This is a genomic window from Variovorax boronicumulans (assembly GCF_030812215.1).
Taxonomy (GTDB): Bacteria; Pseudomonadota; Gammaproteobacteria; order Burkholderiales; family Burkholderiaceae_C; genus Variovorax; species Variovorax boronicumulans_C.
This window is the reverse complement of the sequence record NZ_JAUSSG010000001.1, coordinates 839,545-864,638: the sequence shown is the minus strand read 5'-3', so window position 1 is coordinate 864,638 and position 25,094 is coordinate 839,545. Positions and strand designations below refer to the sequence as shown.

The 25,094-nt window shown below is 63.6% G+C and carries 29 protein-coding genes and 1 tRNA gene; 12 read left to right on the top strand and 18 right to left on the bottom strand.

The genetic code is table 11. The features are described 5' to 3' along the window. Positions 1 to 13 precede the first annotated feature (13 nt). Positions 14 to 688: a histidine phosphatase family protein gene (locus J2W23_RS04075; protein WP_307647759.1), complete on the top strand. Its 675-nt coding sequence runs from the start codon at positions 14 to 16 to the stop codon at positions 686 to 688. A 13-nt stretch (positions 689 to 701) separates the two neighbouring features. Here J2W23_RS04075 and J2W23_RS04070 read toward each other — a convergent pair whose 3' ends face one another. Beyond that, on the bottom strand, positions 702 to 1,034 hold the full coding sequence (locus tag J2W23_RS04070; RefSeq protein ID WP_176658484.1) for a hypothetical protein: 333 nt from the start codon (positions 1,032 to 1,034) through the stop codon (positions 702 to 704). A 52-nt stretch (positions 1,035 to 1,086) separates the two neighbouring features. Continuing rightward, positions 1,087 to 1,335 carry a GlsB/YeaQ/YmgE family stress response membrane protein gene (locus J2W23_RS04065; RefSeq protein WP_013540415.1) on the bottom strand — a complete coding sequence of 83 codons (249 nt, stop codon included), beginning with the start codon at positions 1,333 to 1,335 and terminating at the stop codon, positions 1,087 to 1,089. Between the two features lie 185 nt (positions 1,336 to 1,520). Here J2W23_RS04065 and J2W23_RS04060 point away from each other — a divergent pair, with 185 nt between their 5' ends. The 3 genes from J2W23_RS04060 (at position 1,521) to J2W23_RS04050 (ending at position 2,948) form a co-directional block, all read left to right on the top strand. Continuing rightward, positions 1,521 to 2,174 carry a YbhB/YbcL family Raf kinase inhibitor-like protein gene (locus tag J2W23_RS04060; RefSeq protein ID WP_307647758.1) on the top strand — a complete coding sequence of 218 codons (654 nt, stop codon included), beginning with the start codon at positions 1,521 to 1,523 and terminating at the stop codon, positions 2,172 to 2,174. Positions 2,175 to 2,250: 76 nt separating this feature from the next. Further along, positions 2,251 to 2,326, top strand: a tRNA-His gene (locus J2W23_RS04055). Between the two features lie 277 nt (positions 2,327 to 2,603). Then, entirely contained in the window at positions 2,604 to 2,948 is a 345-nt protein-coding gene (locus tag J2W23_RS04050) for an H-NS histone family protein (RefSeq protein WP_176658482.1), read from the top strand. Positions 2,949 to 3,030: 82 nt separating this feature from the next. On the opposite strand, the gene J2W23_RS04045 is transcribed toward J2W23_RS04050, so the two are convergent. Then, positions 3,031 to 4,017 carry an NADPH:quinone oxidoreductase family protein gene (locus J2W23_RS04045; protein WP_093203395.1) on the bottom strand — a complete coding sequence of 329 codons (987 nt, stop codon included), beginning with the start codon at positions 4,015 to 4,017 and terminating at the stop codon, positions 3,031 to 3,033. A 127-nt stretch (positions 4,018 to 4,144) separates the two neighbouring features. Here J2W23_RS04045 and surE point away from each other — a divergent pair, with 127 nt between their 5' ends. Genes surE through rlmD form a run of 5 tightly spaced genes read left to right on the top strand, consistent with a single transcriptional unit; the run spans position 4,145 to position 9,098 of the window. Further along, positions 4,145 to 4,903 (top strand): 5'/3'-nucleotidase SurE, encoded by a 759-nt coding sequence (gene surE, locus J2W23_RS04040; RefSeq protein WP_176658481.1) that lies wholly within the window; start codon positions 4,145 to 4,147, stop codon positions 4,901 to 4,903. A 1-nt stretch (position 4,904) separates the two neighbouring features. Further along, a complete protein-coding gene (locus J2W23_RS04035) occupies positions 4,905 to 5,678 on the top strand; it encodes a protein-L-isoaspartate(D-aspartate) O-methyltransferase (RefSeq protein ID WP_176658480.1) in 774 nt (257 codons plus the stop codon). Positions 5,679 to 5,689: 11 nt separating this feature from the next. Next, positions 5,690 to 6,592 carry a peptidoglycan DD-metalloendopeptidase family protein gene (locus J2W23_RS04030; RefSeq protein WP_176658479.1) on the top strand — a complete coding sequence of 301 codons (903 nt, stop codon included), beginning with the start codon at positions 5,690 to 5,692 and terminating at the stop codon, positions 6,590 to 6,592. Positions 6,593 to 6,596: 4 nt separating this feature from the next. Next, entirely contained in the window at positions 6,597 to 7,619 is a 1,023-nt protein-coding gene (locus J2W23_RS04025; protein ID WP_176658478.1) for a sigma-70 family RNA polymerase sigma factor, read from the top strand. Positions 7,620 to 7,661: 42 nt separating this feature from the next. Then, positions 7,662 to 9,098, top strand: coding sequence for a 23S rRNA (uracil(1939)-C(5))-methyltransferase RlmD (gene rlmD, locus J2W23_RS04020; protein WP_307647757.1), 1,437 nt, complete (start codon positions 7,662 to 7,664; stop codon positions 9,096 to 9,098). Positions 9,099 to 9,149: 51 nt separating this feature from the next. Here rlmD and J2W23_RS04015 read toward each other — a convergent pair whose 3' ends face one another. Continuing rightward, positions 9,150 to 9,851, bottom strand: a complete 702-nt coding sequence (locus J2W23_RS04015; RefSeq protein WP_307647756.1) for a Bax inhibitor-1/YccA family protein — start codon at positions 9,849 to 9,851, stop codon at positions 9,150 to 9,152. 162 nt (positions 9,852 to 10,013) lie between these two features. Between J2W23_RS04015 and J2W23_RS04010 the strand changes: the two genes are divergently transcribed. Beyond that, a complete protein-coding gene (locus J2W23_RS04010) occupies positions 10,014 to 10,421 on the top strand; it encodes a GlcG/HbpS family heme-binding protein (protein ID WP_013540499.1) in 408 nt (135 codons plus the stop codon). Positions 10,422 to 10,604: 183 nt separating this feature from the next. Here J2W23_RS04010 and hemP read toward each other — a convergent pair whose 3' ends face one another. From hemP to bfr, 13 genes are all read right to left on the bottom strand, one after another. Further along, positions 10,605 to 10,817, bottom strand: coding sequence for a hemin uptake protein HemP (gene hemP / locus J2W23_RS04005; RefSeq protein WP_013540500.1), 213 nt, complete (start codon positions 10,815 to 10,817; stop codon positions 10,605 to 10,607). Between the two features lie 97 nt (positions 10,818 to 10,914). Then, positions 10,915 to 11,328: an ExbD/TolR family protein gene (locus J2W23_RS04000; protein WP_013540501.1), complete on the bottom strand. Its 414-nt coding sequence runs from the start codon at positions 11,326 to 11,328 to the stop codon at positions 10,915 to 10,917. 5 nt (positions 11,329 to 11,333) lie between these two features. Beyond that, positions 11,334 to 12,050, bottom strand: coding sequence for a MotA/TolQ/ExbB proton channel family protein (locus tag J2W23_RS03995; protein WP_176658475.1), 717 nt, complete (start codon positions 12,048 to 12,050; stop codon positions 11,334 to 11,336). A gap of 22 nt (positions 12,051 to 12,072) precedes the next feature. Next, positions 12,073 to 12,756, bottom strand: a complete 684-nt coding sequence (locus J2W23_RS03990; RefSeq protein ID WP_444875747.1) for an energy transducer TonB — start codon at positions 12,754 to 12,756, stop codon at positions 12,073 to 12,075. A 101-nt stretch (positions 12,757 to 12,857) separates the two neighbouring features. Beyond that, positions 12,858 to 13,130: a (2Fe-2S)-binding protein gene (locus J2W23_RS03985; protein ID WP_176658473.1), complete on the bottom strand. Its 273-nt coding sequence runs from the start codon at positions 13,128 to 13,130 to the stop codon at positions 12,858 to 12,860. A 114-nt stretch (positions 13,131 to 13,244) separates the two neighbouring features. Continuing rightward, complete coding sequence (locus tag J2W23_RS03980; RefSeq protein WP_307647755.1) at positions 13,245 to 13,925, bottom strand: Fe2+-dependent dioxygenase; 681 nt, start codon at positions 13,923 to 13,925, stop codon at positions 13,245 to 13,247. Between the two features lie 89 nt (positions 13,926 to 14,014). Next, a complete protein-coding gene (locus J2W23_RS03975) occupies positions 14,015 to 16,396 on the bottom strand; it encodes a catecholate siderophore receptor Fiu (RefSeq protein WP_176658471.1) in 2,382 nt (793 codons plus the stop codon). A 246-nt stretch (positions 16,397 to 16,642) separates the two neighbouring features. Next, entirely contained in the window at positions 16,643 to 18,001 is a 1,359-nt protein-coding gene (locus tag J2W23_RS03970; RefSeq protein ID WP_307647754.1) for a sulfite reductase subunit alpha, read from the bottom strand. Continuing rightward, entirely contained in the window at positions 17,998 to 18,996 is a 999-nt protein-coding gene (locus J2W23_RS03965) for an FAD:protein FMN transferase (RefSeq protein WP_307647753.1), read from the bottom strand. Before J2W23_RS03965 ends, J2W23_RS03970 begins: the two co-directional genes overlap by 4 nt. A gap of 20 nt (positions 18,997 to 19,016) precedes the next feature. After that, the gene (locus J2W23_RS03960) at positions 19,017 to 19,826 is read right to left on the bottom strand and encodes a DUF4198 domain-containing protein (protein WP_176658468.1); all 810 of its coding nucleotides are present in this window, start codon (positions 19,824 to 19,826) and stop codon (positions 19,017 to 19,019) included. Between the two features lie 50 nt (positions 19,827 to 19,876). Further along, positions 19,877 to 20,377 (bottom strand): DUF2271 domain-containing protein, encoded by a 501-nt coding sequence (locus J2W23_RS03955; protein WP_307648061.1) that lies wholly within the window; start codon positions 20,375 to 20,377, stop codon positions 19,877 to 19,879. A 60-nt stretch (positions 20,378 to 20,437) separates the two neighbouring features. Next, positions 20,438 to 21,085, bottom strand: coding sequence for a PepSY-associated TM helix domain-containing protein (locus J2W23_RS03950; RefSeq protein WP_176658466.1), 648 nt, complete (start codon positions 21,083 to 21,085; stop codon positions 20,438 to 20,440). A gap of 118 nt (positions 21,086 to 21,203) precedes the next feature. After that, positions 21,204 to 21,680 (bottom strand): bacterioferritin, encoded by a 477-nt coding sequence (gene bfr, locus J2W23_RS03945; RefSeq protein WP_013540512.1) that lies wholly within the window; start codon positions 21,678 to 21,680, stop codon positions 21,204 to 21,206. A 260-nt stretch (positions 21,681 to 21,940) separates the two neighbouring features. On the opposite strand from bfr, the gene ahpC reads away from it, so the two are divergent. Continuing rightward, the gene (gene ahpC / locus J2W23_RS03940; protein WP_028258851.1) at positions 21,941 to 22,504 is read left to right on the top strand and encodes an alkyl hydroperoxide reductase subunit C; all 564 of its coding nucleotides are present in this window, start codon (positions 21,941 to 21,943) and stop codon (positions 22,502 to 22,504) included. 91 nt (positions 22,505 to 22,595) lie between these two features. Then, complete coding sequence (gene ahpF / locus J2W23_RS03935; RefSeq protein ID WP_176658465.1) at positions 22,596 to 24,158, top strand: alkyl hydroperoxide reductase subunit F; 1,563 nt, start codon at positions 22,596 to 22,598, stop codon at positions 24,156 to 24,158. A 98-nt stretch (positions 24,159 to 24,256) separates the two neighbouring features. On the opposite strand, the gene ppsR is transcribed toward ahpF, so the two are convergent. Then, complete coding sequence (gene ppsR, locus J2W23_RS03930) at positions 24,257 to 25,078, bottom strand: posphoenolpyruvate synthetase regulatory kinase/phosphorylase PpsR (protein ID WP_042579541.1); 822 nt, start codon at positions 25,076 to 25,078, stop codon at positions 24,257 to 24,259. Positions 25,079 to 25,094 lie beyond the last annotated feature (16 nt).

Sequence of the window (25,094 nt, the reverse complement as noted above, 5' to 3'; positions counted from 1 at the left end):
CAGAATCCGGCGCATGGGAACCCTCTACCTCGTGCGCCATGGGCAAGCCAGTTTCGGCGCTGCCGACTATGACAACCTGAGCGAACTCGGGCATCGGCAGTCCGTGCGCCTGGGGGCGTACTGGCGCGAGCGCGGCATGACATTCGATGCCGTCATCACCGGCACCTTGAAGCGGCATCGCCAGACATGGGAAGGCATTGCCAAAGGCCTGGGACTGGAACGCGATGACGTGCTGCCGTGGCCCGGTCTCAACGAATACGACAGCGAAGCTGTCATCGCCACGATCCACGAAGGCAAGCTCGAGAAGCCGGATTCGCCCGAGATGTACCGTCATCACTTCCGCCTGTTGCGCCAAGGCCTGGGCGCCTGGATGCAGGGCAAGGCAGCGCCGGTCGGAATGCCGAGCTATGTCGACTTTCTCGCGGGAGTGACAACTGCGCTTGATCATGTGCGCGACCGGCATCACGGCGCGAAGGTGCTGGTGGTGTCGAGCGGAGGGCCGATCAGCACCGCGGTCGGCCACGTGCTGGGCACGAGCGCTGAGACCACCATCGAACTCAACCTGCGCATCCGCAACACCTCGGTGACGGAGTTCGCGTTCACGCCGAAGCGCCACATGCTGGTGACCTACAACACGCTGCCGCATCTGGACGGGCCGACGTACGAGGACTGGATCACCTACTCGTGATCGGCACCGCGCCTCAGGCCTGCCAGACGCCGTAGCCGGCCTTGCGCAAAGCGATGCCGAGGTCGACCTCCATCAGGCGCGCATCGTCGTAGGGCATTGGGTTGTAGCGCTCGTAGAGTGCGGGCAGCAGGCGCACGCCGAACGCCTGCACGAAGCTGTTGGCCTGGATGCCGGCCTTGTGTTTGTCGAAGCGGATGTCGGGGTCCAGGCCAGTCATGCCCACGTAAACGAAGGGCTTGCCGAGCTGGTAGTCGGGGTTGGCGCGCCTGAAGCGGCTGCTGTTCCACACGCGATCGTCGAGTTCGACCACGTAGACGTGGTGCTTGGCGCGTGGCTTGCGGGGCATGAAGTTCGCGGCTTGGCCGCTCGGCGCGGCCTCGGCAGGGCCGCGCGGGGTATCAGCTCTTGCGCTTGATCAGGCCATAAAGGATCAGCAGCACGATCGCGCCCAGCACGGAAGCGATGAAGCCGGCGCCTTGGCCCGCGGTGTACCAGCCCATGGCCTGGCCGACGTAGGTGACGATCAGCGAACCCGCAATGCCGATCAGCGTGGTGACGATGAAGCCTGCGGAATCGTCGCCTGGCTTGACGGCGCGTGCCACCAGACCCACGACGAACCCGATCAGAATAGTCCAGACGATGCTCATGAAGAAATTCCTTTGGTGGTGAAGTGGAAGTGGCGAAAAGCCGCGCCCGTCTGCGCGGGCCGCATCGATGATAGCGGAGCCATGTGAGCGGTCTCACCCGCGATGCGCATCGATGCGCGCGAACGGGAATTTCTGCCGCAAGGTCGCCGGCGAGTGCGCTGCGACGTCCTACAAAGCGCGGGTACATGCCGGGCTATACCCGATGCATGCTTGAAAAATTACCCGAAGCCGTTGGCCGCGCATTACACGGCGTACGCGCCGGCCTAGACAACATCGTTTTCAACACGCTCGGCCTGCGCGAAGGCATGGCGTCGATTGTGGTGACCAGCGTGGCCTTCGCCGACCACGCGCCGATACCTCCGCGCTACACGGCCGATGGAGAAGGCGTCTCGCCGCCTTTGCAATGGACGGGGCTGCCTGCGGGCGTCGCATCGCTGGTGCTGATCGTGGAGGACGCCGACTCGCCCACGCCGAATCCGCTGGTGCATGCCATCGTGGTCGGACTGAGACCGGAAGACGACAGGTTGGTGGAGGCTGCCATTCCAGGTAACGACCAGGAAGGCGTTGGCTTGCACGTCGGGCGCAATTCGAGCCTGCAGGCTGACTGGCTTCCGCCGGACCCGCCGCCCGGCCACGGCGTGCATCGCTACGCTTTCCAGCTGTTCGCGCTCGACAGCGTTCCCGTGTTTTCCGAAGAGCCAGGGCGCGACGAGGTATTGGGCGAATTGCGCGATCACGCGGTTGCCAGCGGCTTGCTGATCGGCACCTGCGAGCGATCCGATGGTTCCATCAAGATAGAGGAAGCTTCCGGCGCCCCGGGCCCTCTGGCAGCGGGCTGAATGTGAATTTCAAACCACGTTGCGACCCTCTGGAGCCGAAACCTCGATTTTTGACGCTACAATTGCGGGCTCTGCGGTGGCTGTAGCTCAGCTGGTAGAGTCCCAGATTGTGATTCTGGTCGTCGTGGGTTCGAGTCCCATCAGCCACCCCAAAAAATATCTCCCTGTCGCTATTTCGCAATAGCATTCAAGGGATTCCAACGCCGGGTTTACCCGGCGTTGTCATTTCCGGCGCCCTGTTCGTTGCAGCAGTTGCCCGTCGACTTCTCTCCCTTGTTCTCCTCGATATACGGAACCAAAGCAGCTCGCTTTACGTTGCGCGCTGTTGCATTAACCTGTTGGACAGGCATTTTTTCTGATGCGGATGGGCTTGTGACAAATGCAAACTGAATTAAAATCCACCCGTTTTCAATTTTCAGGAGTCCAACAATGGCTTCGACACTCGCCGATATCAATTCCCAGATCAAGAAGCACGACGAGCAGATTGCTCAATTGCGGAAGCAGGCTGAAGACCTTCGTAACCAAGAACGTGCGGGCGTGATCGAGGAGTTGCGCAAGAAGATCGCGGAATTCGGTTTGACCGCTTCCGACCTGAAACTCGGCGGCCGCGGTGCAGCCGCCAAGCGCAGTGCAGGTGCCGCAGCGCCCAAGGCAGCCGCCAAATACCGCGGCCCGACCGGCGAAACCTGGTCCGGCGGCCGTGGCCGCAAGCCACGTTGGGTGACTGAAGCATTGGCTGCCGGCAAGTCGCTTTCTGATTACGAGATCAAGTAAGCGCTGCGAATCGCCGAACTTTTATCAATAAAAAAGCCCGCGCAAGCGGGCTTTTTTATTGGGCGACTGAAACGAGGTTTGCTCAGTTCACCATCACCAGTTTTCCTTTGACGCCGCGCGAACCCATGTGCGCGTATGCGGCCTTCAATTCGGCCATCGGCATCGTGCTGTCGATCACTGGCTTGATCTTTCCCTGGCCGTACCACTGCGCCAATTCGGCCATCATCTGTGCATTGGCCTTGGGTTCACGCTTGGCGAAATCGCCCCAGAACACGCCCACGAGCGATGCGCCTTTCAACAGCGTGAGATTCAATGGCAGCGACGGAATGGGACCCGACGCAAAACCCACCACCAAATACCGGCCGCGCCAGCCAATGGAGCGAAAAGCGGGCTCTGCAAAATCGCCGCCCACAGGGTCGTAAATGACATCTGGACCCTTGCCGTCGGTGGCGGCCTTGATGGCATCGCGAAAACCGTTTGGCAATGCGTGCGTCGTGTAGTTGATCGTCGCATCGGCACCAATGGACCGGCAGAGTTCGCATTTCTCGTCGGTGGAGGCGGCTGCAATCACCTTGGCGCCGGCGGCCTTTGCAATCTGGATGGCCGCAGTTCCCACGCCCCCCGCTGCGCCGAGCACCAGCACGGTTTCTCCGGCCTTGAGCTGTGCGCGATCCATGAGCGCGTGCCAGGAGGTGGCGTAGATCATGATGAACGCGGCCGCGTCGACATGGCCGAAGCCCTCGGGCAGCGGCATGCACAGCGCCGCGGGGGCCAGCGTGTGGGTGCCGAAACCACCGGTGCCCGACAGGCAGGCCACGTTCTGGCCCACCTTCAGGTGCGTCACGCCTTCGCCGACCGCCTGGATGACGCCCGCGTATTCCGAACCGGGAACGAAGGGCAGGGGCGGCTTCATCTGGTACTTGTTCTGCACGATCAGCAGGTCTGGGAAATTCAGGCTGGCGGCCTTGATCTCGATCAGCACCTGCCCTGGGCCCGGCGTGGGTGTCGGCAGTTCTTTCCAGGTGAGCGCGTCGACGCCAACGGGGTTTTCGCAAAGCCATGCGTGCATGCTCGGGTCTCCTTCGGATGGGTAATGTTGAGGCAAGGACTGCGGGCATGATAGGTGCCGCGGCAGGGCGTCCTTGTCCCTGCTGCGACGCACCCGACGCCTACAATCCGGTGCATCCAAAAGCACCATGAAGATACTTATTTCCAATGACGATGGCTTCCAGGCGCCTGGCATCGTCGCACTGCACGACGCGCTCAAGGACATCGCCGAAGTCGAGGTGGTCGCACCCGAGCACAACAACAGCGCCAAGTCGAACGCGCTGACGCTGGCTGCACCGCTCTACGTGCACAAGGCGCACAACGGGTTTCGCTATGTCACCGGCACGCCGGCCGACTGCGTGCACATCGCGCTCAAGGGCCTGCTCGACTACCGGCCCGACCTCGTGGTCTCCGGCATCAACAACGGCGCCAACATGGGCGACGACACCATCTATTCAGGCACCGTCGGCGCGGCCATGGAGGCGTACCTCTTCGGCATTCCAGCCATCGCGTTCTCGCAGATCGAAAAGGGCTGGGCGCACGTGGATGCGGCAGCGCAAGTCGCGCGTCGCCTGGTGCAGCAGATCGAGCGCGAAAAGATGATCGGCGGCCCCGCCTTCCTGCTCAATGTGAACGTGCCGAACCGGCCGTTCGACGAGCTGAAACCGGTCAAGGTCTGCCGCCTCGGCCGGCGTCACGCGGCGGAAAAAGTCATCACGCAGGACAGCCCGCGCGGCGAGACGATGTACTGGATCGCCGGCGCGGGCAGCGCCAAGGACAGCGGCGAAGGCACCGATTTCCACGCCACCGCCGCCGGCCACATCGCGCTCACGCCGCTGCAGATCGACCTGACCGACCACGCCAACCTGGGGCAATGGCGCGAGACGGTGGCCCGTCTCGGCAATTGACATGGCCACGCAACGGCCCAGTTTCCCGGTTCGCCTGACACCCACCGCTTCGGCAGCCACGCGTGGGCGCATGCCCGCCGTGCCGGCCAAGCCGATGGTGCCGTCCACGCCTTCGATGGCTTCCGACGCGGTGCGCGCGCGCATGGTGCAGAAGCTCGCGGCGCAGGGCATTTCCGATCCGCGCGTGCTGCGTGCGATGGGGGCTGTCGAGCGGCATCGCTTCGTCGACAGCGCGCTGGTCAACCAGGCGTACGAAGACACCAGCCTGCCGATCGGCCTGGGGCAAACGATCTCCAAGCCGAGCGTGGTGGCCCGAATGATCGAGCTCTTGCTCGCTGCGCCCGCATTGGCCGGCAAGCCCCAGGACCGCCTTGGCCGCGTGCTCGAGATCGGCACCGGCTGCGGCTACCAGGCCGCGGTGCTGAACCATGTGGCAACCGAGGTGTACAGCATCGAGCGCCTGCGCGGCCTCCATGAACGCGCCCGGGCCAATCTGAGGCACTTCCGGTTGGCCACGGTGCACCTGATGCTGGGAGACGGAATGATCGGCTATGCCAAGGGCGCGCCCTATGCCGGCATCATCGCGGCGGCCGGCGGCGAAGCCGTTCCGGAAGCCTGGATTTCACAACTCGCGGTCGGCGGGCGCATCGTCGCGCCGACCCATTCGGACAAGGGCGGACAGGCCCTCGTCGTCATCGACAAAACTGCCCGTGGACTGGAGCGTCTCATTCTTGAGGCGGTTCACTTTGTCCCCCTAAAATCGGGCATCGCTTGAAGGAATAACAAATGCAGGGTTTTGGCAATCGGAGTTTGTTCGCGGGCATCACGTTGGCCGTTGTGCTCGTGATCGCGGGCTGCTCCGCACCGCGCGGGCCGGCGCCCGTCGAGGACCGCGGCACGATGACGCGGGCGCCCGGTGCCACGCCAGGTGGTCCTCCCATCACGGTCGATGCCAACGGCAAGCCGCTCCAGGGCATCGAGAACTACGGCAAGCCGGGCTACTACGCCGTGCGACCCGGCGACACGATCCGCCGCATCGGCAGCGAAACCGGACAACGCTGGCAGGACATCGCCCGCTGGAACAATCTGGACAACCCCGACCTGATCGAAGTGGGCCAGGTGCTGCGCGTGATTCCGCCGTCGGGCACCGCCGTTGCAACCGCTCCTGCAGCCTCGGGTTCGGAAGGCGCCGTCACCAAGCCGGTGACGCCACCCCCAGTGATCGCCGCTGTTCCGGGGAGCAGCGCAAGCACGCCGGTGAAACCGGCGGCGCCTGTCACGGCTTCTCCGGCCAGCCCGGGCAGCGGAAGTTCGGGCGACGAAGACCTCGGCTGGATCTGGCCCGCCAGCGGTTCGCTCATCGCTGGCTTCGATGAAGCCAAGAACAAGGGCTACGACATCAGCGGCAAGGCGGGCGACCCCGTGCTGGCCGCGGCCGACGGTCGTGTGGTGTATGCGGGCGCGGGCCTTCGTGGCTACGGCAACCTGATCATCCTGAAGCACAACAACACCTACCTCACGGCGTACGCGCACAACCAGACGCTGCTCGTGAAGGAAGACCAGTCGGTTCAGAAGGGCCAGAAGATCGCCGAAATGGGCAGCAGCGACGCCGATCGCGTGAAGCTGCATTTCGAGATCCGCCGCCAGGGCAAGCCCGTCGACCCGTCACGCTACCTGCCCGGCCGGTGATGCCATGGCTGCCTCCCGCCCCCGTCGCACGCTGCCCGTGCGCGGGCTGGCGGGCAGAGGTGGCCGCTCCCCTGGCGACAAGGAAATCGCGCCCGACGAGGACCTTCCAGCTGACCCTGTAGCGCTCAACGCAGCGTTGCCCCGGGGCGCCATGACCGAGCTGATCGGCGGCGAAGGCGCAGACGCACTGACCATCTACCTGCGCCAGGTCCGGCGCACCGAGCTGTTTACCCCCGACGAGGAATTCCAGACGGCCTGCGCCGCTCGCTCTGGCGACTTCGCGGCTCGGCAATCGATGATCGAGCACAACCTTCGGCTCGTGGTCAACATTGCCAAGGGCTACCTGGGCCGCGGCGTGCCGCTGTCGGATCTCATCGAAGAGGGCAATCTCGGGTTGATGCATGCCATCACCAAGTTCGAGCCCGAGCGCGGCTTTCGTTTTTCCACGTATGCGACCTGGTGGATTCGCCAGTCGGTCGAGCGTGCCGTCATGACGCAGGCGCGCGCGATTCGCCTGCCGGTGCACGTGGTGCGCGAACTGCAGCAGGTGCTGCGCGCCCGCCGTGCGCTCGAAGGCGATGCGGAGTTTGTCGCTCGCCGCCCCGATGGCGTGCGCGTGGAAGACATCGCGGCGCTGCTCGGCCGCGACGTGCAGGAGGTGGCCGACCTGTTGGCCCTTTCCGAAGCACCGCGCTCGCTCGACGCCGGCGATGCGCGCGGGGAGGAGGGCTTCACGCTCGCCGACACCGTGGCATCCGACGACGAGCAGGGCAATCCGAGCGGCGTGACACAGGCGCACGAGGTGGAGCGCCTGCTCGACCAGTGGGTCCACGCGCTCGATGCACGCGAGCGCGAGGTGCTGGAGGGGCGCTATGGCCTGCATGACCGCGAACCCGAAACGCTCGAGGTGCTGAGCGTGCGCCTGGGCCTCACGCGCGAGCGCGTCAGGCAGATCCAGAACGAGGCGTTGGCCAAGATGCGCCGGCAGCTGGCACGCTCGGGCATCGGGCGGGACGCGCTGTTCTAGCAGGAGAAAAAGCGGAGGCGGCCGCGCTGAGACAATCGGGGGATGACGGAATCCATCGAAGAAAAGAAAGTCCCCACGAATCCCGGCGAAGAATGGCTGAAAGTCGAGTCGCTCGACCTCGACGCACAGGGCGTTTCCCACAAGGCTGACGGCATGGTCGTTTTCATCGAAGGCGCACTGCCTTTCGAGGAAGTTCAGTTCAACGTTCATCGCCGCAAGAACAACTGGGAACAGGGCACGGTCACCCACATCCGGCGCGAGTCGTCGCAGCGGGTGCGCCCGGGCTGCCCGCATTTCGGCCTGCACACCGGCGCCTGCGGCGGTTGCAAGATGCAGCACCTGGACGCCGCCGCGCAGGTGGCCGTGAAGCAGCGCGCGCTGGAAGACAACCTCTGGCACCTGGGCAAGGTGCGCCCCGAAAACGTGTTGCGTCCGCTCGAGGGCCCCGCATGGCACTACCGGTACCGTGCGCGCCTTTCGGTGCGCTATGTGGTCAAGAAGGGCACGGTGCTGATCGGCTTTCACGAGCGCAAGAGCCGCTACCTCGCCGACATGCAGGTGTGTCCGGTGCTGCCCAAGCAGGTCAGCGAGATGCTGATGCCCCTGCGTGCACTGATCGGCTCCATGGACGCGCGGGAGACCTGCCCCCAGATCGAACTGGCTTGCGGCGATGCGCCGGATTCCACCGCGCTGGGCACGATCGCCCTGGTGCTGCGGCACCTGGAGCCCCTGTCGCGCGCCGACATCGACCGGCTGAAGGCGTTTGCCGCCCAGAACGAAGGCGTCCAGTGGTGGTTGCAGGCCAAGGGGCCGGAGACCGTGAAGCTGCTGGAAGAGGGCGGTACGCCGCTGGCTTACCGTTTGCCCGAATTCGGCGTCACGATGCCGTTCAAGCCCACCGATTTCACGCAGGTCAATCCGCACATCAATCGTGCGCTGGTGGGCAAGGCGCTTCGCCTGCTCGATGTGCAGTCCGACGAGCGGGTCATCGACTGGTTCTGCGGCCTCGGCAATTTCACTTTGCCGCTGGCGAGCCGGGCGCGCGAGGTGCTGGGTATCGAGGGTAGCGACACGCTGGTGGCGCGTGCGACCGACAACCTCAGAAAGAACGAGCCTGCAACGAGTGCTCGGCGCGCGCTTTCGCCGACCACGTTCGTCGCGCGCAACCTGTTCGAGATGACGCCGGCCATGCTGGTGGCCGATGGCAGCGCCGACAAGTGGCTGGTCGATCCGCCCCGCGAAGGCGCGTTCGCGCTCGCCAAGGCGATGGCCGATCTGCATCAGCAGCCCGAGCTGCGCACCGATGGCTGGACGCCGCCAAAGCGCATTGTGTACGTGAGCTGCAACCCGTCGACGCTTGCGCGCGATGCCGGTTTGCTGGTGCATCAAGCGGGGTATCGATGCACCTTCGCGGGGGTGGTCAACATGTTTCCCCATACGGCGCACGTCGAGTCGATTGCCGTCTTCGACCTGGAATGAACAAAGGGCCCCTCGGGGCCCTTTGTTCTTGGGTGCGGTTTTCTTAATCGCTCAATCGCGCTCGCCGCCGAAGATGCCCAGCAGCGCCAGCAGGCTCTGGAACACGTTGAACAGGTCCAGGTACAGGGCCAGCGTGGCGGTGATGTAGTTGGTTTCGCCGCCGTCCATGATCTGCTTCAGGTCATAGAGCATGTAGGCCGAGAAGATGCCGATGGCGGCCACCGAGATGACCAGCATGCCCGTGGTCGAGCCGACGAACACGTTGATGATCGCGCCGAACATCAGCACGATCGCGCCGACGAACAGGAACTTGCCCATGCCCGACAGGTCGCGCTTGATGAAGGTGGCCAGCGAGGCCATCACGAAGAAGACGCCTGCCGTGCCGCCGAAAGCCGTCATGACGAGTTCGGAGCCGTTCTTGAAGCCGAGCACCATCGCGATCAGGCGCGAGAGCATCAGCCCCATGAAGAAGGTGAAGGCCAGCAGCACCGGCACGCCGGCGGCCGAGTTCTTGGTCTTCTCGATGGCGAACATGAAGCCGAATGCGCCGCCGAGGAAGACGATCAGGCCGAGCCCGCCGGTGAGCGAGCGCGTGATGCCGGTGCTCACGCCGAGCCAGGCGCCCAGCACTGTGGGCAGCATGCTCAGTGCCAACAGCCAGTAGGTGTTGCGCAGGACGCGTTGGCGCTCCGCCTGCGGCAACGTCTGGCCGTAGCCTGTGGAGGTGTCGAGGGTGGTGACGCGGTCGTTCATGGCCGAAGCTCCTGTGGTTGCTGCTACGCAGTTGGGCGCATTCTAGGTGTCTGCAAGAGGAGGGCGCCTGAAAGACCGTATCCAGGTTGTTCTTAAGCGTCCTGGCAGTTTCGAGGCAGGTGGCCGTTATGCTGTCGGGTTTTTACGCAACCTGAGCTCAACATGAAGACCAAATCATTCCTCGAACTCGCCGACGTCAAGGCCATCGCCGCAGCGGCCGAAGCCGAGGCCCTGAAGAACAACTGGGCCGTGACCATCGCCATCTCGGATGATGCCGGCAACCTGCTCTGGCTGCAGCGCCTGGACGGTGCCGCGGCGCTGTCGTCGCACATCGCACCCGCCAAGGCGCACACGGCTGCCATGGGCCGGCGCGAGAGCAAGGTCTATGAAGACATCATCAACGGCGGCCGTACGGCGTTCCTGACGGCGCCCGCGGTCCAGGGGCTGCTCGAAGGCGGCGTGCCGATCGTGAAGGACGGCCAGGTCATCGGCGCTGTTGGCGTGAGCGGCGTGAAGTCGAACGAAGATGCGCAAATTGCCAAGGCGGGCATTGCCGCGATCGGCCTCTGAGTTTCTCTCTCTCTGCACAAAGCAAAACGCCGACTTCGAGGTCGGCGTTTTCTTTGGAGCGTTCCGCGTGAAAAAAAGCTTGGCTAGTCGGCGAACCGTTGGCTAGCAAAAAACGACCCTTCGGAGATAAATCTCCTTGAGTCGCCCCACGATGAAACTTGCGCGAAGGGCGGGCTGAGCGACTTACTTGGTCAGGATCAGCTTGCCGAGTTTGGTGGCCTGGAGCCTGTAGAGCGAACCGTTGTGCATGATGCCGACGGTCTTGCTTCCCTTGAGAAGCTCTGTGCTTTCGACCATTGGTACCGGACGCGATGCCTGGATCGACGCATGGCCGCCACCCGATTGGTCGAGCGAAGGATGGTTCAGAACAGTGAAGGCGTTCGGTGTGGCTGGCATTTGGAGTTCCCGTATCGAAGCGATGAGTGAATGATAATGATTCTCAACAAGAAGTCAATCGCGAAGATTGATTTTTTTCACACGCTTCGAATTTGCTTCACTTCGCGTCGGGTTCAGTGATGAAGCCGATCTTGCGCACGCCGGCTTCCCGCGCTTCCGACATGGCCTTGGCCACACGTTCGTAGCGCACGGCCTTGTCACCTCGAATGTGCAATTCGGGCTGCGGCTCCTTGGCTGCTTCGGCGGCAAGGCGGTTGGGAAGTTCGCTGTCGTCGATCTTCTGCTCGTTCCAGTAGTAGCTGCCATCGGCCGTGACGCTGAACAAGATGTTCTGCGGCTTGGGCTGCTCGGGCTCGCTGCTGGCGCGAGGCAGGTCGATGTTGACCGCGTGCTTCATCACCGGCACGGTGATGATGAAGATGATCAGGAGCACCAGCATGACGTCGACCAGCGGCGTCATGTTGATCTCGTTCATCACCTCATCGGGTTCGTCTTGTGTTCCGAAAGCCATGGCACTCAGCCTTTCTTGAGCGGAACCACAATCGCGTCGCCGCTGCCGCTTTGCACGCGAGCGCCGGTCACAAAGTAGGCGTGCAGGTCGTGCGCAAAGCTGTTGAGCTTGGTCAGCACGAACTTGTTGCCGCGAACCAGTGCGTTGTAGCCAAGCACCGCGGGAATCGCCACCGCCAGGCCGAGCGCCGTCATGATCAGCGCCTCTCCGATGGGGCCCGCCACCTTGTCGATGGTGGCTTGGCCGGCCGAGCCGATGCTCATCAGTGCGTGATAGATGCCCCAGACCGTGCCGAAGAGGCCGATGAACGGCGCCGTGGAGCCCACCGATGCCAGGATGGCCAGGCCGGTTTGAAGGCGCGCAGTGAATGCATCGATGCCGTTGCGGAGGGCTCGCGTGATCCAGTCGCTCACATCGAGCGCATCGTGCAGATGGGCCTTGGTGTTGCGGTGGTGGGCTGCCGCCTCACGGCCTTCGAGCGCCAGTGCGCGGAAGGGGTTGCTGTCGTCCTTGCCGAGCTTGTTCAGGGCGGTGGCGAAGTCTTCGCTGTGCCAGAAGTCCTGCGAGTTCTTGGCCAGGCGCTTGTATTTGATGACGTCGAGCGCCTTGACGATGATGACGATCCACGACGCAAGCGACATGCCGATCAACAGCACCGCGACGGCCTTGGTGACGAAATCGCCTTGATTCCAGACGTTCATCAAGCCAAATTGGGAATCCATACGAAGTTGCTCCAGAGAAAAATTAGTTCAAGACGTAATTGACGGGGGCGTCATAGGACATGGCCTGAACCACGCCGTTAACCTTGCCGGGCACGAACCGGCATTTCATGATGTATGCGATGGCAGCCTCGTCCAGCCGCTCGAAGCCGCTGGATTTTTTGACCTCGGCGCTCTTGGGCAGCCCGTCGACACCGACAAGTACCTTGACGATCACCTTGCCCTGCTCTCCGAGCCGCTTGCTCATGGCGGGGTAGACGGCCTTGGGGTTCTGCAGGTAGTCGGCGTTGCTTGAGGGCAGTTGCACTGCGGGCGGAGCCGGAGGTGCCGGCGGCAGCGCGGGAGGAGCCGGCGGCGTGGGCGCAGCCGGCGGCGCTGGCGGAGGCGGCGGTTCCGTGGTGCCCACGGGCGCCTGCGGGGCTGGCGTGGGCTTGGATTCACGGATGGCTTGCGGCCGCGGTGGAGGCGGCGCCTTGGCCACCTTTGGTGGGGGCGGAGGAGGAGGGGGGGGATCCACCTTGGGTTTTGGTGGCTCGACGAACTGGCTCATGATTTCGACCGGAATCACCACTTCGGCAGCGCGTCGCAGCAACCCGCTTTGCAGCGCCCAGAGCGCAGCAGCGTGAAACAGGATGACACCGCTCGCAATGACGACATTGCGCGAGAGGCCAAAAACCGAGGGGGGAGGGGCAAAGCGGTCAGACACGATCAACCATTCGAATGCGGGCACGCCAAAACGTGCCCCGATTGCAGCAAAACCGCTACGACGTTACTTGCGAAGAATCCACCAGACCGAGCCTGCGACGAGGATCAGGCTGCCGCCGAGCGCTGAGACGAGTTCCATGCCTTGCTTTCCGTGATGGAGCTGGCAAGCTGGATCGCCCTCGGGCCCGATTCGCGATTCAACGCGGCGACCGGGTGCGAAGCGCTGCATTGCGCGACGATATCGCGCGCACAACCTTCACATTGGCCACATTGTGTGGCCACGCCGAGTTCGAATTGCACTTCGTCAAAAGTCATGCCGGCTCGCACATGGCGTGCGATTTCACGGTCGGAGACTCGGCGGCAGACGCAAACGATCATGGCTGTGAAAGCGGCAGTTGGCTGGCTGTTGGTTGGTCGATTATAAATAAGAATCCATCGCATTTGCAATAACTATGGTGTTACTGCGTTTGTCGATGACTCTTCGCCGGCCCGCTATACCTCCGACCAAAGCCGCAAAAGGTTGTGATAGTGGCCCGTCAGCGCCACCGTTTCCTCGCATTCGCCCAGCCGGGCGCGCAATTTCTGGATGTTCTGGTCGAGCTCGAACAGCATGCTGCGCTGTTGATCGTTGCGCACCATGCTCTGGAGCCAGAAGAACGAGCAAACCCGCGCCCCGTGCGTCACGGGGTGAACGCGATGCAGGCTGCTCGCCGGATAAAGAATGAGGTCGCCGGCCGGCAACTTCACCTCATGCGAGCCATAGGTATCGATCACCTCGAGCTCGCCGCCATCGTAGTCTTCCGGATCGCACAGGAACAGCGTGCAGGACAGGTCGGTGCGCAGCTGCTGGCCACCTCCGGGCAGCGCGCGCACCGCGCCGTCGATGTGAACGCCGTAGTGTTCGCCCCCTTCATAGCGATTGAAGAGCGGCGGAACAAAGCGTGAGGGCAGTGCGGCCGAGAAGAACAGCGAATGACGCGCCAGCGCAGCAAGCACCTTTGCACCGAGCTCGCGCCCGACAGCCGATGACTCCGGCAGTTGCCGGTTGCGCTTGACCTGCGCGCCTTGCGCGCCAACGGTCTCGCGGCCATCGATCCAGTTCGTCGCATCCAGTGCGGCGCGCATGTCGCGCACCTGGGCGGGACTCAAGACGTCGGGCACATGCAGCATCATTTTTCAGGCACTCCGCAAAGAGAAAAGCCCCGGCAGGCCGGGGCTCGAGTTTCGCACCGTGCCGGGGTGGACCCGGCAGGCAACAAGGATCAGAACGCGAAGTTCGCGGTGATCTTTGCCGAACGAGGCGTACCCGGCGTGTAGCGGTAGCCGCTCTTGTTGATGGCTGCCGCGTACTGCTTGTCGAACAAGTTGGAGACGTTCAACTGGATGTCGACGTTCTTGTTGATGCGGTAGGACGCCATGGCGTCGAACACCCAGTAGGCGTCGATATAGGCCGGCGTACCCACCGCGCCGTCGGTGCCGCGATGCAGCTTGCCGTTGTAGCGCGCACCGCCGCCGATGGTCAGGCCGAACGGGAACTGGTAGGTGGTCCAGGCCGTGAAGGCGTTCTTCGGGGTGTAGACCAGCACGTTGGTGCCGTCCGCGGTGACGTTGGGGCCGCTCTGGACCTTTGTGTCCATCGTTGTGAACCCGGCCGTCACGCCCCAGCGTTCGGTGATGCTGCCCGCAAGGCCCAGTTCGATGCCCTGAACGCGCTTCTTGCCGCTTTGGTAGTAGAGCGAGGTGTTGGTCGGGTCCTGCACCACTTCATTGGTCACGTCCGTGCGATAGATCGCGCCCGTCAGCGACAGCTTGTCGTTCATCACGTCCCACTTCGTGCCGATCTCGAAGGTCTTGGCCTTCTGTGGCAGGAAGTCGGTGCGCCCAGCGCTGTTGCCCGAACCGGCGGCCGACAGCGAGAAGTTCGCGCCGCCCGGAGGCTGGGCCGACGTGCCGTAGGCCGCGTAGATGCTGCCGTTCTTCACGGGCTTGTAGACCACGCCGATCTTGCCGGTGAACAGGTTGTCCGAGAGCTTCAGCGACGAGGGCACGAGCGTTCCGACCGGCAGGCCGGGGTTGGTCGTAGCGGTCGACAGCGTCGAGCTCTGGAACGACGTGTTGTAGTGATCGAAGCGCAGGCCGCCCGTGATCTGCCACTGCTCGTTGAGCTTGACGGTGTCGAAGGCATAGAGGCCGACCGTGTTGGTCACGCCCTTGCTGTCGGCGCCACTCTGGATGCGGCTGTAGCCGTTGACGTAGGGGTTCGGCGCGTAGAGGTTCGCGGCCGGCCAGGCGCCGTTCTGCACAGCCTTGCCGTTGAACAACGCACCGGGAGCGAAATAGCCCAGGTTCGACTGTTCTTCGCGGATCAGCTCGACGCCCGCGCTCAGCGAGTGGCTCACGCTGCCGGTGTCGAACTTGGCGGTCACGTTCGTCTGGTTGACGAAGATCGTGTTTTCCTGGTTCTTGTTGGTCGGCGAATTGCGCGTGACTGCCCATGTGGAGGGCAGGCCCGGGATCGGCGTGCTGAGGAACGCCGTGTTGGCAGAGGGCGGCGGGTTGCCGTTGGCTGCCAAGCCGCCGAGCATGAACGACGTGAGCATGTAATCCTGCTTCGTCTTGCCGTAGCGCGTGGTGTTGCGCAGCGTGACGTCGGGCGTGAAGTCGTGCTCGACGCGCGCGGTGAACATGTCGGCCGTCACCTTGTTGAAGTCGTAGGCCGTGCCGTAGAAGTTCTTCGGATCGACCGGTGCAGCGTAATTCAGGAAGCTGCGGCGACGTGCGCCGAGCGCCGTCGGATCGGGGTTCGAATAGCTGGGCAGGCCAATGGTCGGCACGCCGCCGTCGGGGACGTTGTTCTGGTCGACGTGCAGGTAGTCGAAGTAGAAGCGCGTGGGCGAGTTCAGGCCGAGCGCGATCGACGGTGCAATGGCAGTGTGCTTGTTCTTGACGAAGTCGCGGCCGGCAACGCCCGAGTCTTCCACCACCGCGTTCAGGCGGAACGCGGCACCGATGCCGTTGGCGCTGCTGAGCGACTTGTTCCAGTCGATGCTGCCGCGCTTGTAGTCGGCGCTGCCGAAGCCGATCGAGCCCGTGAAGTTGTCTTCGAGCTTCGGCTTCTTGGTCACGAGGTTGATGTAGCCGGTGGGCGAGGTGCGGCCGACGTCGGTACCCGACGGGCCCTTCACGACTTCGACCTGCTCGATGTTGAACACGTCGCGCGAGATCGAGCCGAGGTCGCGGATGCCGTCCACGAAGATGCTGCTGGAGCTGTCGAAGCCGCGCATGAAGACGGCGTCACCGGTGTTCGTGTTGCCGTTCTCCCCGAGGAAGAAGGTGCCCACGCCGGGCGTGTTGCGCAGCGCCTCGGTCAGTGTCGTCGCGCCTTGTTCGCGGATGACCTGTTCCTTGATCACCTGGATGGTTTGCGGCGTGTTCAGCAGCGGTGCCGTGAACTTGGGGTTGGCCGAGGTATCGGTCTTGTAGTCGACTGCGGAGGAGTCCTGCACCCGGACTTCGGGCAATGCACCGCCGGACTGGGCAAAGGCGGCGGGCGCCGCGATGGCCATCAGGGTGGCGGCGGCGGCGCCCGAGAGGTGAGGAACGGCGCGCGCGACGGCGTGTTTGCGGCTCTTGATGTAGGCCATGTAGTTTTCTCCGAAAAGGGCGGCGAGCTGAAGGACTCGACTGGCGATGTCGCACGCGCGCTTTCAGAAAGAGAAAACCGGGGACTGGCTGGGTGAGTCAATTTGCGAGGGAATGCAAACCGACGCGAATAATAGTGGTTCTCATTAACCTATGAGTGGCAAATGAAAAAATAAGCCATAAGTCCTCTTGTTTTGTTGCCAATGAGCAACTGGCAGCTGACAAGTGTCAGCAAGATTTTTTGAAGCTCAGTAGATATCGCGGCGGTATCGCCCGGTTGCCGACAGATCGCGCAAGAGCGTGTCGCCGGCAATCTGCTTCAAGGCCGCATCCACCCCCGATGCCATGCCCTGGAGGCTTCCGCAAACGTAAATGGCCGCGCCTTTTTCCAGCCAAGCGCGAAGCTGGTCGGCCGACTGCAGCAGCCGGTGCTGCACGTAGAGGCGTTCGGGCTGGTCGCGCGAGAACACCATGTCGAGCCGCTGCAGCACGCCCGTGGATTGCCACGCCTCGATTTCCTCGCGGCACAGGAAGTCGTGGGCCGCCTGCCGTTCACCGAACACCAGCCAGTTGTCGTTGCGGCCCGCCGCCGCACGGGCGCGCAGATGAGCGCGAAGGCCGGCCAGTCCGGTGCCGTTGCCGATGAGGATCAGTGGCCGCGTTTCATTGCCCTCGAGGCGGAAAGTGCGATGTGGCCGCAGCCGCAAGGGGACGGTGTCCCCGACAGTAAGCGTGGAGGTGAGCCGCCCGGACGCGGCGCCGAGCGTGCCATCTGGATGCTGCTCCTGGCGCACCAGCAGCTGCAGTTCGCCATCGGCAGGCAGCGACGCGATCGAATAGTCGCGAGGCCGCGCCGGGTCGCTTGCAACGGCGATCTGCGCGAGGTCGCCTGAAGCCCAGCGAGGCATCGCGCTCGACTGCGGCACCAGCCCCAGCTGGAAGACCGGCGCGCCGGCGCTGCCGGCATTGAGCAGTTCACGCGTCGCAATCCGCCATGGCGCGAACGCATCGACCGGATCTTCGTGATCGGGGGCAATGTCGCCCCAACGCGACTGCCAGGCGGCGAGTGCAGCCGGGTCGCTGTTGTCGACTTCGAGGCATTCGAAATCGCGCCTGGCACCGGCCGCGTGCAGCCACGCATCGAGTACGCGACCGAAGCCGCAGAAGTTCTTGTACTGGCGGTCTCCCAGCGCCAGCACGGCATAGCGCAGCGAAGACAAGGCAACAGGTGAATCCATCACCCGCTCCGCGAACACGCTGGCGCCATCGGGCGCATCGCCCTCGCCATACGTGCTGGCGACGAAGAGCGCGCGGTCGGCGGAGCCGAGCGTGGCGGCGTCCACGGCATTGAGTTCCATCACGCGCACCGAGGTCCCCGCCGCACGCAGCTGCCGTGCCGTCTGCCAGGCGATCGTCTCTGCCTGGCCGGTCTGGCTGGCGAACAGCACGAGGGTCGTGGGTGTTGCGCTGTCGGTCGATAGCGCTGCCGCCTCGCGGACTGCCGCGGTGCGTTGTCGTCGCTGCCGCGTGTAAACAGCGAGGCACAGCGCCGCATAGGCCGTCGCCGTAGCGGCCGCGCCCAGCGTGCGCAACATCGCCTCCGTCATGCGCCGTTCTGCGCGATCCAGGCGCGCGTGGATCGTGGGCCCACCTCGTCGTGACCGATGAACAGGGCAGCGATGTCGTTGTGCTCGGCGAAGGCGAGGCCTTCGTCCGGCCCCAGCACAGTCAGCACGGTGGCCAGCGCGTCGGCCTGCATGCATTGCGCGTGCAGCACCGTGACGCTCGCCAGCGGATGCGCGACCGGTTCACCGTTGCGCGGATCGATGGTGTGCGACCAGCGGCGTCCTTCGTGCTCGCGGCGATGCCAGCGGTCGCCCGATGTGGCGATGGCCATGTCGGCCAGCGCAATGCGCTGCGCGGCCGGGGATTCGCCATCGACCCGTACCTGCCACGGTTGCCCATCCGGGCGGCGGCCGATGCCGCGCAGTTCGCCACCGATCTCGAACAGCAGGTCGGTGAGGCCGATTGCACACAACGCCTCGACGCCGTGATCGACCGCGAAACCCTTGGCGATCCCCGAGAGATCGAGATTGACGTTCCCCGGCTGCAGCAGGGTGTCATTTGCTTTGTCGAATTCCAGCTTCCGCCAACCGGTGCGCGCGCGCAGTTCTGCGATGGCTTCGGGCGTGGGCAAGCCGTTCTCTTTCGCGTCGGGGCCGAATCCCCAGCAGGCGACCAGCGGACCGACAGTCGGATCGATCGCACCTTCGCTGACGCGCGCCCAGTGAAGGGCGCAGCGCATCACCTCGGCGAACTCCGCGGGCAGCGCATGCCGAGAGCCCGCAGGCGCCGCGTTGAAGCGACTGATGTCCGATGCCGGCTCCCAGTGGCTCATCTGCTTGATGACCCGCGCAAGCGCTGCATCGACTGTTTCGCGCACCTGTTCCAGCGGGAGCATTCGTGGGTTGTCAAAGCGCAGCGACCAAGTCGTGCCCATCGTCTGTCCGCCCAACTGCTGCAGGGTGGCGGGGTCGGCGCGGCGCGGGACGGCCGCGTTGGCATAGCCGCCTGCGCGCCAGGTGCTGAAGGAAAGTCCCAAGGGAGCGCTGGTATCAGGGATCAGGGCATCACTTCAAGGGTGGCCGCATAGTTCAGGCGGCGTTCCTTGGCTTGCGGCACGGTGGTCTTGTTGTCCTTGGTGCTGGCATCGAGCCAGTACATGCCGGCGGTGGGCCAGGTCACGCTGAACTGGCCCTTGTCGTCGGTCTTGAGCTTGATCTCTTCGAGCTTGTCGCGGTACTGCGTGTTGCCGGCGGTGACCGTCACGTCGAGGTTCTTCGCGGGCTGGCCATCGAGGTTCAGCGTGAAGCTGGCTTTCTCGCCCTTGACCAAATCGGTCGGGCTGCCGGCGACGATCAATTCCAGACCCTGGCCGATCGGCTTGAGCGCCGAGGGCTTGCCGACCGTCACGAAGGTCTCGATGCGGCCCGAGGACTGCGTGATGGCGACGTCCTGCGCGTCGGCCGGAATTTCCTTGCCGATGGTCTCGGCCGTGCCGCGTGCGCGCTTGTTCTGGCCCGTGGCCTTGTCCTTCCAACTCGCGAAGGCGCCCGCGTTGACCACGGCAATGCGGTAGGTGCCAGGCTGCGCCACGCTCACGTCGAACACGTTGCGCAGCTTGAGCTTGGCTTCGCTCTCGGGTTTGACGGTACTGCCATCGGGCGCGGTGATCTGCAGGCCGTCCAGGCGCAGCGGCGCGTGGTTCGCGACGAAGAGGTCGTTGGACACGGCGGCATCGACGGTCACGGTGTCCGCCTTCGAGAACACGGTGGACGAGGGCAGCAGCCAGGCGTTGTGCGCCATGGAGGCGGAAGCGATGGCCGACAGGGCGATGGCGAGGCCGGTGGCGCGCAGGATGGAGCGGGTCATGGGGAAGTCCTTGATGGATGAAGCTGGCAGTGAAGAGGGAGAGGCGCTGGTCAGGGCTTGAGTTCGAGCTTGACCTCGCCGAGCTCTTCCTTGCCCGTTGCGGTCGGCTGTGCCACCGCGGTGGGTGGCCACTGGAACGGAATGCTCACGACCTCGCGCCCACCGACTTCACGCGCCGCTTCGACCACCAGCTTGTAGGCGCCGGGCGCGAGCTTGGGCATCGGCGCCGTGCCTTCGGAGAAGCTCAACTGGTGCTTGCCGGCAGGCTTGGTCGCGCCAGTCACCCCATCGACCGGCACCGCGAGTTCGCGGCCGCCACGGCGCCACCACTGGCGCATGTCCTTGAGCCACTTCGTGCCTTCGCCTTCAGGGTTGTTCGTCTTGGTACGCACGTCGTACCAGACAGCGAGCGTGCCCGCGACCGTGTTGTCCGCGCGCTCGATCCAGGTCGCCACGTAGGGGCGGTGGTACTCGGAAACATTCAGCCTGGGAATCTCGATGTTGACTGCCAGGCTCGCCGCGAAAGCCGGGGTTGCGAGCAGCGCCGACATGGCGATTGGCGCGAGTGAGTAGCGAACGTGCACGTGAGGCCTCTTTTCCCGAATCGAAGATCAATGAATGAACAGCAGCGCGAGCAGCACCGGCACGACCAGACCCATGCCGACCATCGGCCAGGTGAATGGCCGGTTGCCCGCATGCATCTTGAGAATGAACAGCCCGGTGATCGAGAAGACCAGCGCGGCGCCCGCGAAGATGTCGATGAACCAACTCCAGGCCGCGCCGGTGTTGCGGCCCTTGTGCAGGTCGTTCAAGTAGGAGAGCCAGCCGCGGTCGGTGCGCTCGTATTCGATCTCGCCGTCGGCCAGGCTCAGGCGCAGCCAGGCGTCGCCGCCGGGGCGGGGGAGCGAGAGATAGATTTCGTCATCGGACCATTCGGCATCGCGGCCGGCGGTGTCGACATCCCAGTTCTTCTGGATCCAGCTTTGCAATTCTGAGGGCAGGGGTGCCTTGCCTTTTTGCGCCTTGGCGGCTGGAAGCTGTTGTTCGAGCCGGGCGCGCAATGCCTCGTCGACCGAGCCGTTCCGTTTCGTGATCGCCGGCTTGGCCTCGATCTGCCCCGCGTGGTTGAGGGTGAAACCCGTCACGCTGAACAGGATCATGCCGATGAGGCAGATCGCCGAACTCACCCAGTGCCATTCGTGCAGGGTCTTGAGCCAGTAGGCACGGCGGCGGTTGTCGGGGCGGGTTGCGGCAGTCATCGAAGGCGCGGATTCTATCCGTGCAAATGAGAATGACTGCTATTTGGCGAGCGTTAAGTTACGTAAAGCAATAAAAAAAGGGACCGAAGTCCCGTTGCGTGAGGTCGAAAGATTGCTCTTATTCGAGCTCGCCCATTTGCGATTGCAGGTAGTTCTGCAGGCCGACGCGGTCGATCAGGTCGATCTGGGTTTCGAGGAAGTCGATGTGCTCTTCCGTGTCGTCCAGGATCTCTTGCAGCAGATCGCGCGAGACATAGTCACGCACCGATTCGCAATGCTGGATGCCATCCTTGATGGTGGCTTGCGCACCGGTTTCGGCGCCAAGGTCGCAACGCAGAAGTTCGGGCACGTCTTCCCCGATGTTCAGCTTGCCGAGATCCTGCAGGTTGGGCAGGCCGTCGAGCATGAAGATGCGGTCCATCAGCTTGTCGGCGTGCTTCATTTCGCCGATCGATTCCTCGTATTCCTTCTTGGCCAGCTTGTCCAGGCCCCAGTGCTTGAGCATGCGGTAGTGCAGGAAATACTGGTTGATTGCGGTGAGCTCGTTCTTGAGCTGCGCTTGGAGATGTTCGATGACCTTGGGGTCGCCCTTCATGGTTTTTTCCTTGTTCTAAAAGCGCAATTGTCGGAGGGGCGGGTAAGTACTTGCAAGCAATCCCATGCTGCGCCGGTCTGCATGCGTGTGATGGTGATACACGTTCGTATTGAGGCCTGCCGAGATCCGCATCCGACCCCATCGCAAACATAGCAAGCCCCAATACTTTTAATAGTTGATATCTATCAAAAACAATATATTGGTAGTTATACTCATGGCTCGCACTTATTTTTGTCCACCCGCAGCATCCAAGGAATCACATGTCCCTGATCAACACCCAAGTCCTACCCTTCAAGACCCAGGCCTACCTCAACGGCAAGTTCATCGATGTGTCCGACGAGACGCTCAAGGGCAAGTGGTCCGTGCTGATCTTCATGCCGGCGGCCTTCACCTTCAACTGCCCGACCGAAGTCGAAGACGCCGCCGACAACTACCCTGAGTTCCAGAAGCTGGGTGCCGAGGTCTACATCGTGACCACCGACACGCACTTCTCGCACAAGGTCTGGCACGACACGTCGCCGGCCGTCGGCAAGGCCAAGTTCCCTCTGGTGGGCGACCCGACCCACACGCTGACCAACGCGTTCGGCGTGCACATCCCCGAAGAAGGCCTGGCGCTGCGCGGCACCTTCGTGATCAACCCCGAGGGCATCATCAAGACCGCCGAAGTGCACTCCAACGAGATCGCCCGCGACGTGAAGGAAACGCTGCGCAAGCTGAAGGCAGCGGTCTACACCGCCGCCCATCCGAACGAAGTCTGCCCGGCCAAGTGGAATGAAGGCGACAAGACCATCGCACCGTCGTTCGACCTCGTCGGCAAGATCTAAGCGCTCCCGTGCGAAAGCCCGGGCGCTCTCGAAGCCCCGGGCTTTTTTTGTTCCCAGTTGATAGTTTTCAGTTATCGAAAGTGAGTTCGTCATGCTCGACGCCAACACCAAAGCCCAATTGAAGAGTTACCTCGAACGTGCCACGCAGCCGATCGAAATCGTTGCCTCGCTCGACGACAGCAAGGCCTCGGGCGAGATGTTGTCGCTGCTGAAGGACGTCGCGGAGTCCTCGCCGCTGGTCAAGCTGACCGAAAGCCGCGACGACAATCACCGCAAGCCCTCGTTCTCGGTCAACCGCCCGAGCGAAAACCATGGCCCGCGTTTCGCCGGGCTGCCGATGGGCCATGAATTCACGTCGCTGATCCTTGCACTGCTGCAGATCGGCGGCTACCCGCCCAAGGTCGAGCAAGCCGTGCTCGACCAGATCAAGGCGCTCGATGGCGACTTCGAATTCGAGATCTACGTCTCGCTCACCTGCCACAACTGCCCCGATGTCGTGCAGGCGCTGAACCTGATGGCGATCCAGAACCCGCGCATCCGCACCACGATGATCGAGGGCGGCACCTTCCAGGACGAAGTGAAGGAACGCCAGATCATGGCGGTGCCCACGGTTTTCCTGAACGGCACCGAGTTCGGCCAGGGCCGCATGAGCCTGGAGGAAATCCTCGCCAAGATCGACACCAGCGGCGTCGAGCGCGAAGCCAAGAAGATCGCCGCCAAGGACCCGTTCGACGTGCTCATCGTTGGCGGCGGCCCCGCTGGCGCGGCAGCCGCTGTGTATGCGGCACGCAAGGGCATCCGCACCGGTGTGGCATCGGAGCGTTTCGGGGGCCAGGTGCTCGACACGCTGGGCATCGAGAACTTCATCTCGATCAAGGAAACCGAAGGCCCGAAGTTCGCTCATGCGCTCGAAGAGCACGTGCGCGACTACGACGTCGACATCATGAATCTGCAGCGCGCCAAAGCCCTGGTGCCTGGCAATGACCTGATCGAAGTGCAACTGGAAAGCGGCGCTTCGCTCAAGGCAAAGTCGCTCATCATCTCGACCGGTGCGCGCTGGCGCAACATCAACGTGCCCGGCGAGCACGAGTTCAAGAACAAGGGCGTGGCCTACTGCCCGCACTGCGACGGCCCGCTCTTCAAGGGCAAGCGCGTCGCGGTCATCGGCGGTGGCAACTCGGGCGTCGAAGCGGCGATCGACCTGGCCGGTATCGTGGGTCATGTCACGCTGATCGAGTTCGACACGGCCCTTCGCGCCGACGCCGTGCTGCAGCGCAAGCTCAAGAGCCTGAAGAACGTCGACGTGTTCACCAACGCGCAGACCACCGAGATCACCGGCGACCAGAAGGTCAACGGTCTGGTCTACAAGGACCGCGCGACGGGCGAGCTGAAGAAGGTCGAACTCGAAGGCGTGTTCATCCAGATCGGCCTCGTGCCCAACACCGATTGGCTCAAGGGCGTGGTCGAACTCACGAAGCATGGCGAGATCGTCGTCGATGCCCGCGGCCAGACCTCCGTGCCGGGCGTGTTCGCGGCGGGCGATGTGACGACCGTGCCGTTCAAGCAGATCATCATCGCGGCCGGCGACGGCGCGAAGGCGGCGCTTGGTGCGTTCGACCACCTGATTCGCACGTCGGCGCCCGCTGCGGCCTGACCCGTCGGGTCGAGCGGGCTTTTTGACGTCCGCATGCGTCCAAAGAATGGGCTGCCGGATCGGTAGCCCATTTTCTTTGGAAGCTCAGTAGGTCAACCTCAGTAGGTCAACCGCTCCGGCCGCAACTCCTGCAGGATCGTGGTCGCGATTTCTTCGATCGACTTGGTGGTGGTCGAGAGCCAGCGGATGCCGGCGCGCCGCATCATGGCCTCGGCCTCGCTCACCTCGTGACGGCAGTTTTCCAGGCTGGCATAGCGCGAATCGGGCCGGCGCTCGTTGCGGATCTCGCTCAGTCGCTCGGGCTGGATCGTCAGGCCGAATATCTTCTTGCGGTGCGGCATCAGCGCCGGCGGGAGCTGGCGGCGGTCGAAATCCTCGGGAATCAGCGGGTAGTTGGCCGCTTTCAGGCCATGCTGCATCGCCAGGTAGAGCGACGTGGGCGTCTTGCCGCTGCGGCTGACGCCGACCAGGATCACGTCGGCGCCCTGCAGGTCGCGGTTGCTCTGGCCGTCGTCGTGCGCCAGGCTGAAGTCGATGGCGGCGATGCGGGCGTTGTATTCCTTGCTCTTGCTCACGTCGCTGAAGCGGCCGATGCGGTGGTTGGACTTCACCGCCAGCTCGATTTCCAGCGGCCGCACGAAGGTGCCGAACATGTCCAGCAGCATGCCCTTGCAGCCGGTCTCGATCACTTCCAGCACGTCCATGTTGGCCAGCGTGGTGAAGACGATGGGCCGCACGCCCTCGAGTTCGGCCGTGTGGTTGATCTGCCGCACCGCCTGGTGCGCCTTGTCGACCGTGTCGGTGAAAGGCAGCCGCACGTGGCGCGGCTTCATCTCGAATTGGGCCAGCACGGCGTTGCCGAAAGTCTCGGCGGTGATGCCGGTGCCGTCGGAAATGAAGAAAACAGTGCGTGTATGCATGGTGTTGCGCTTGCGG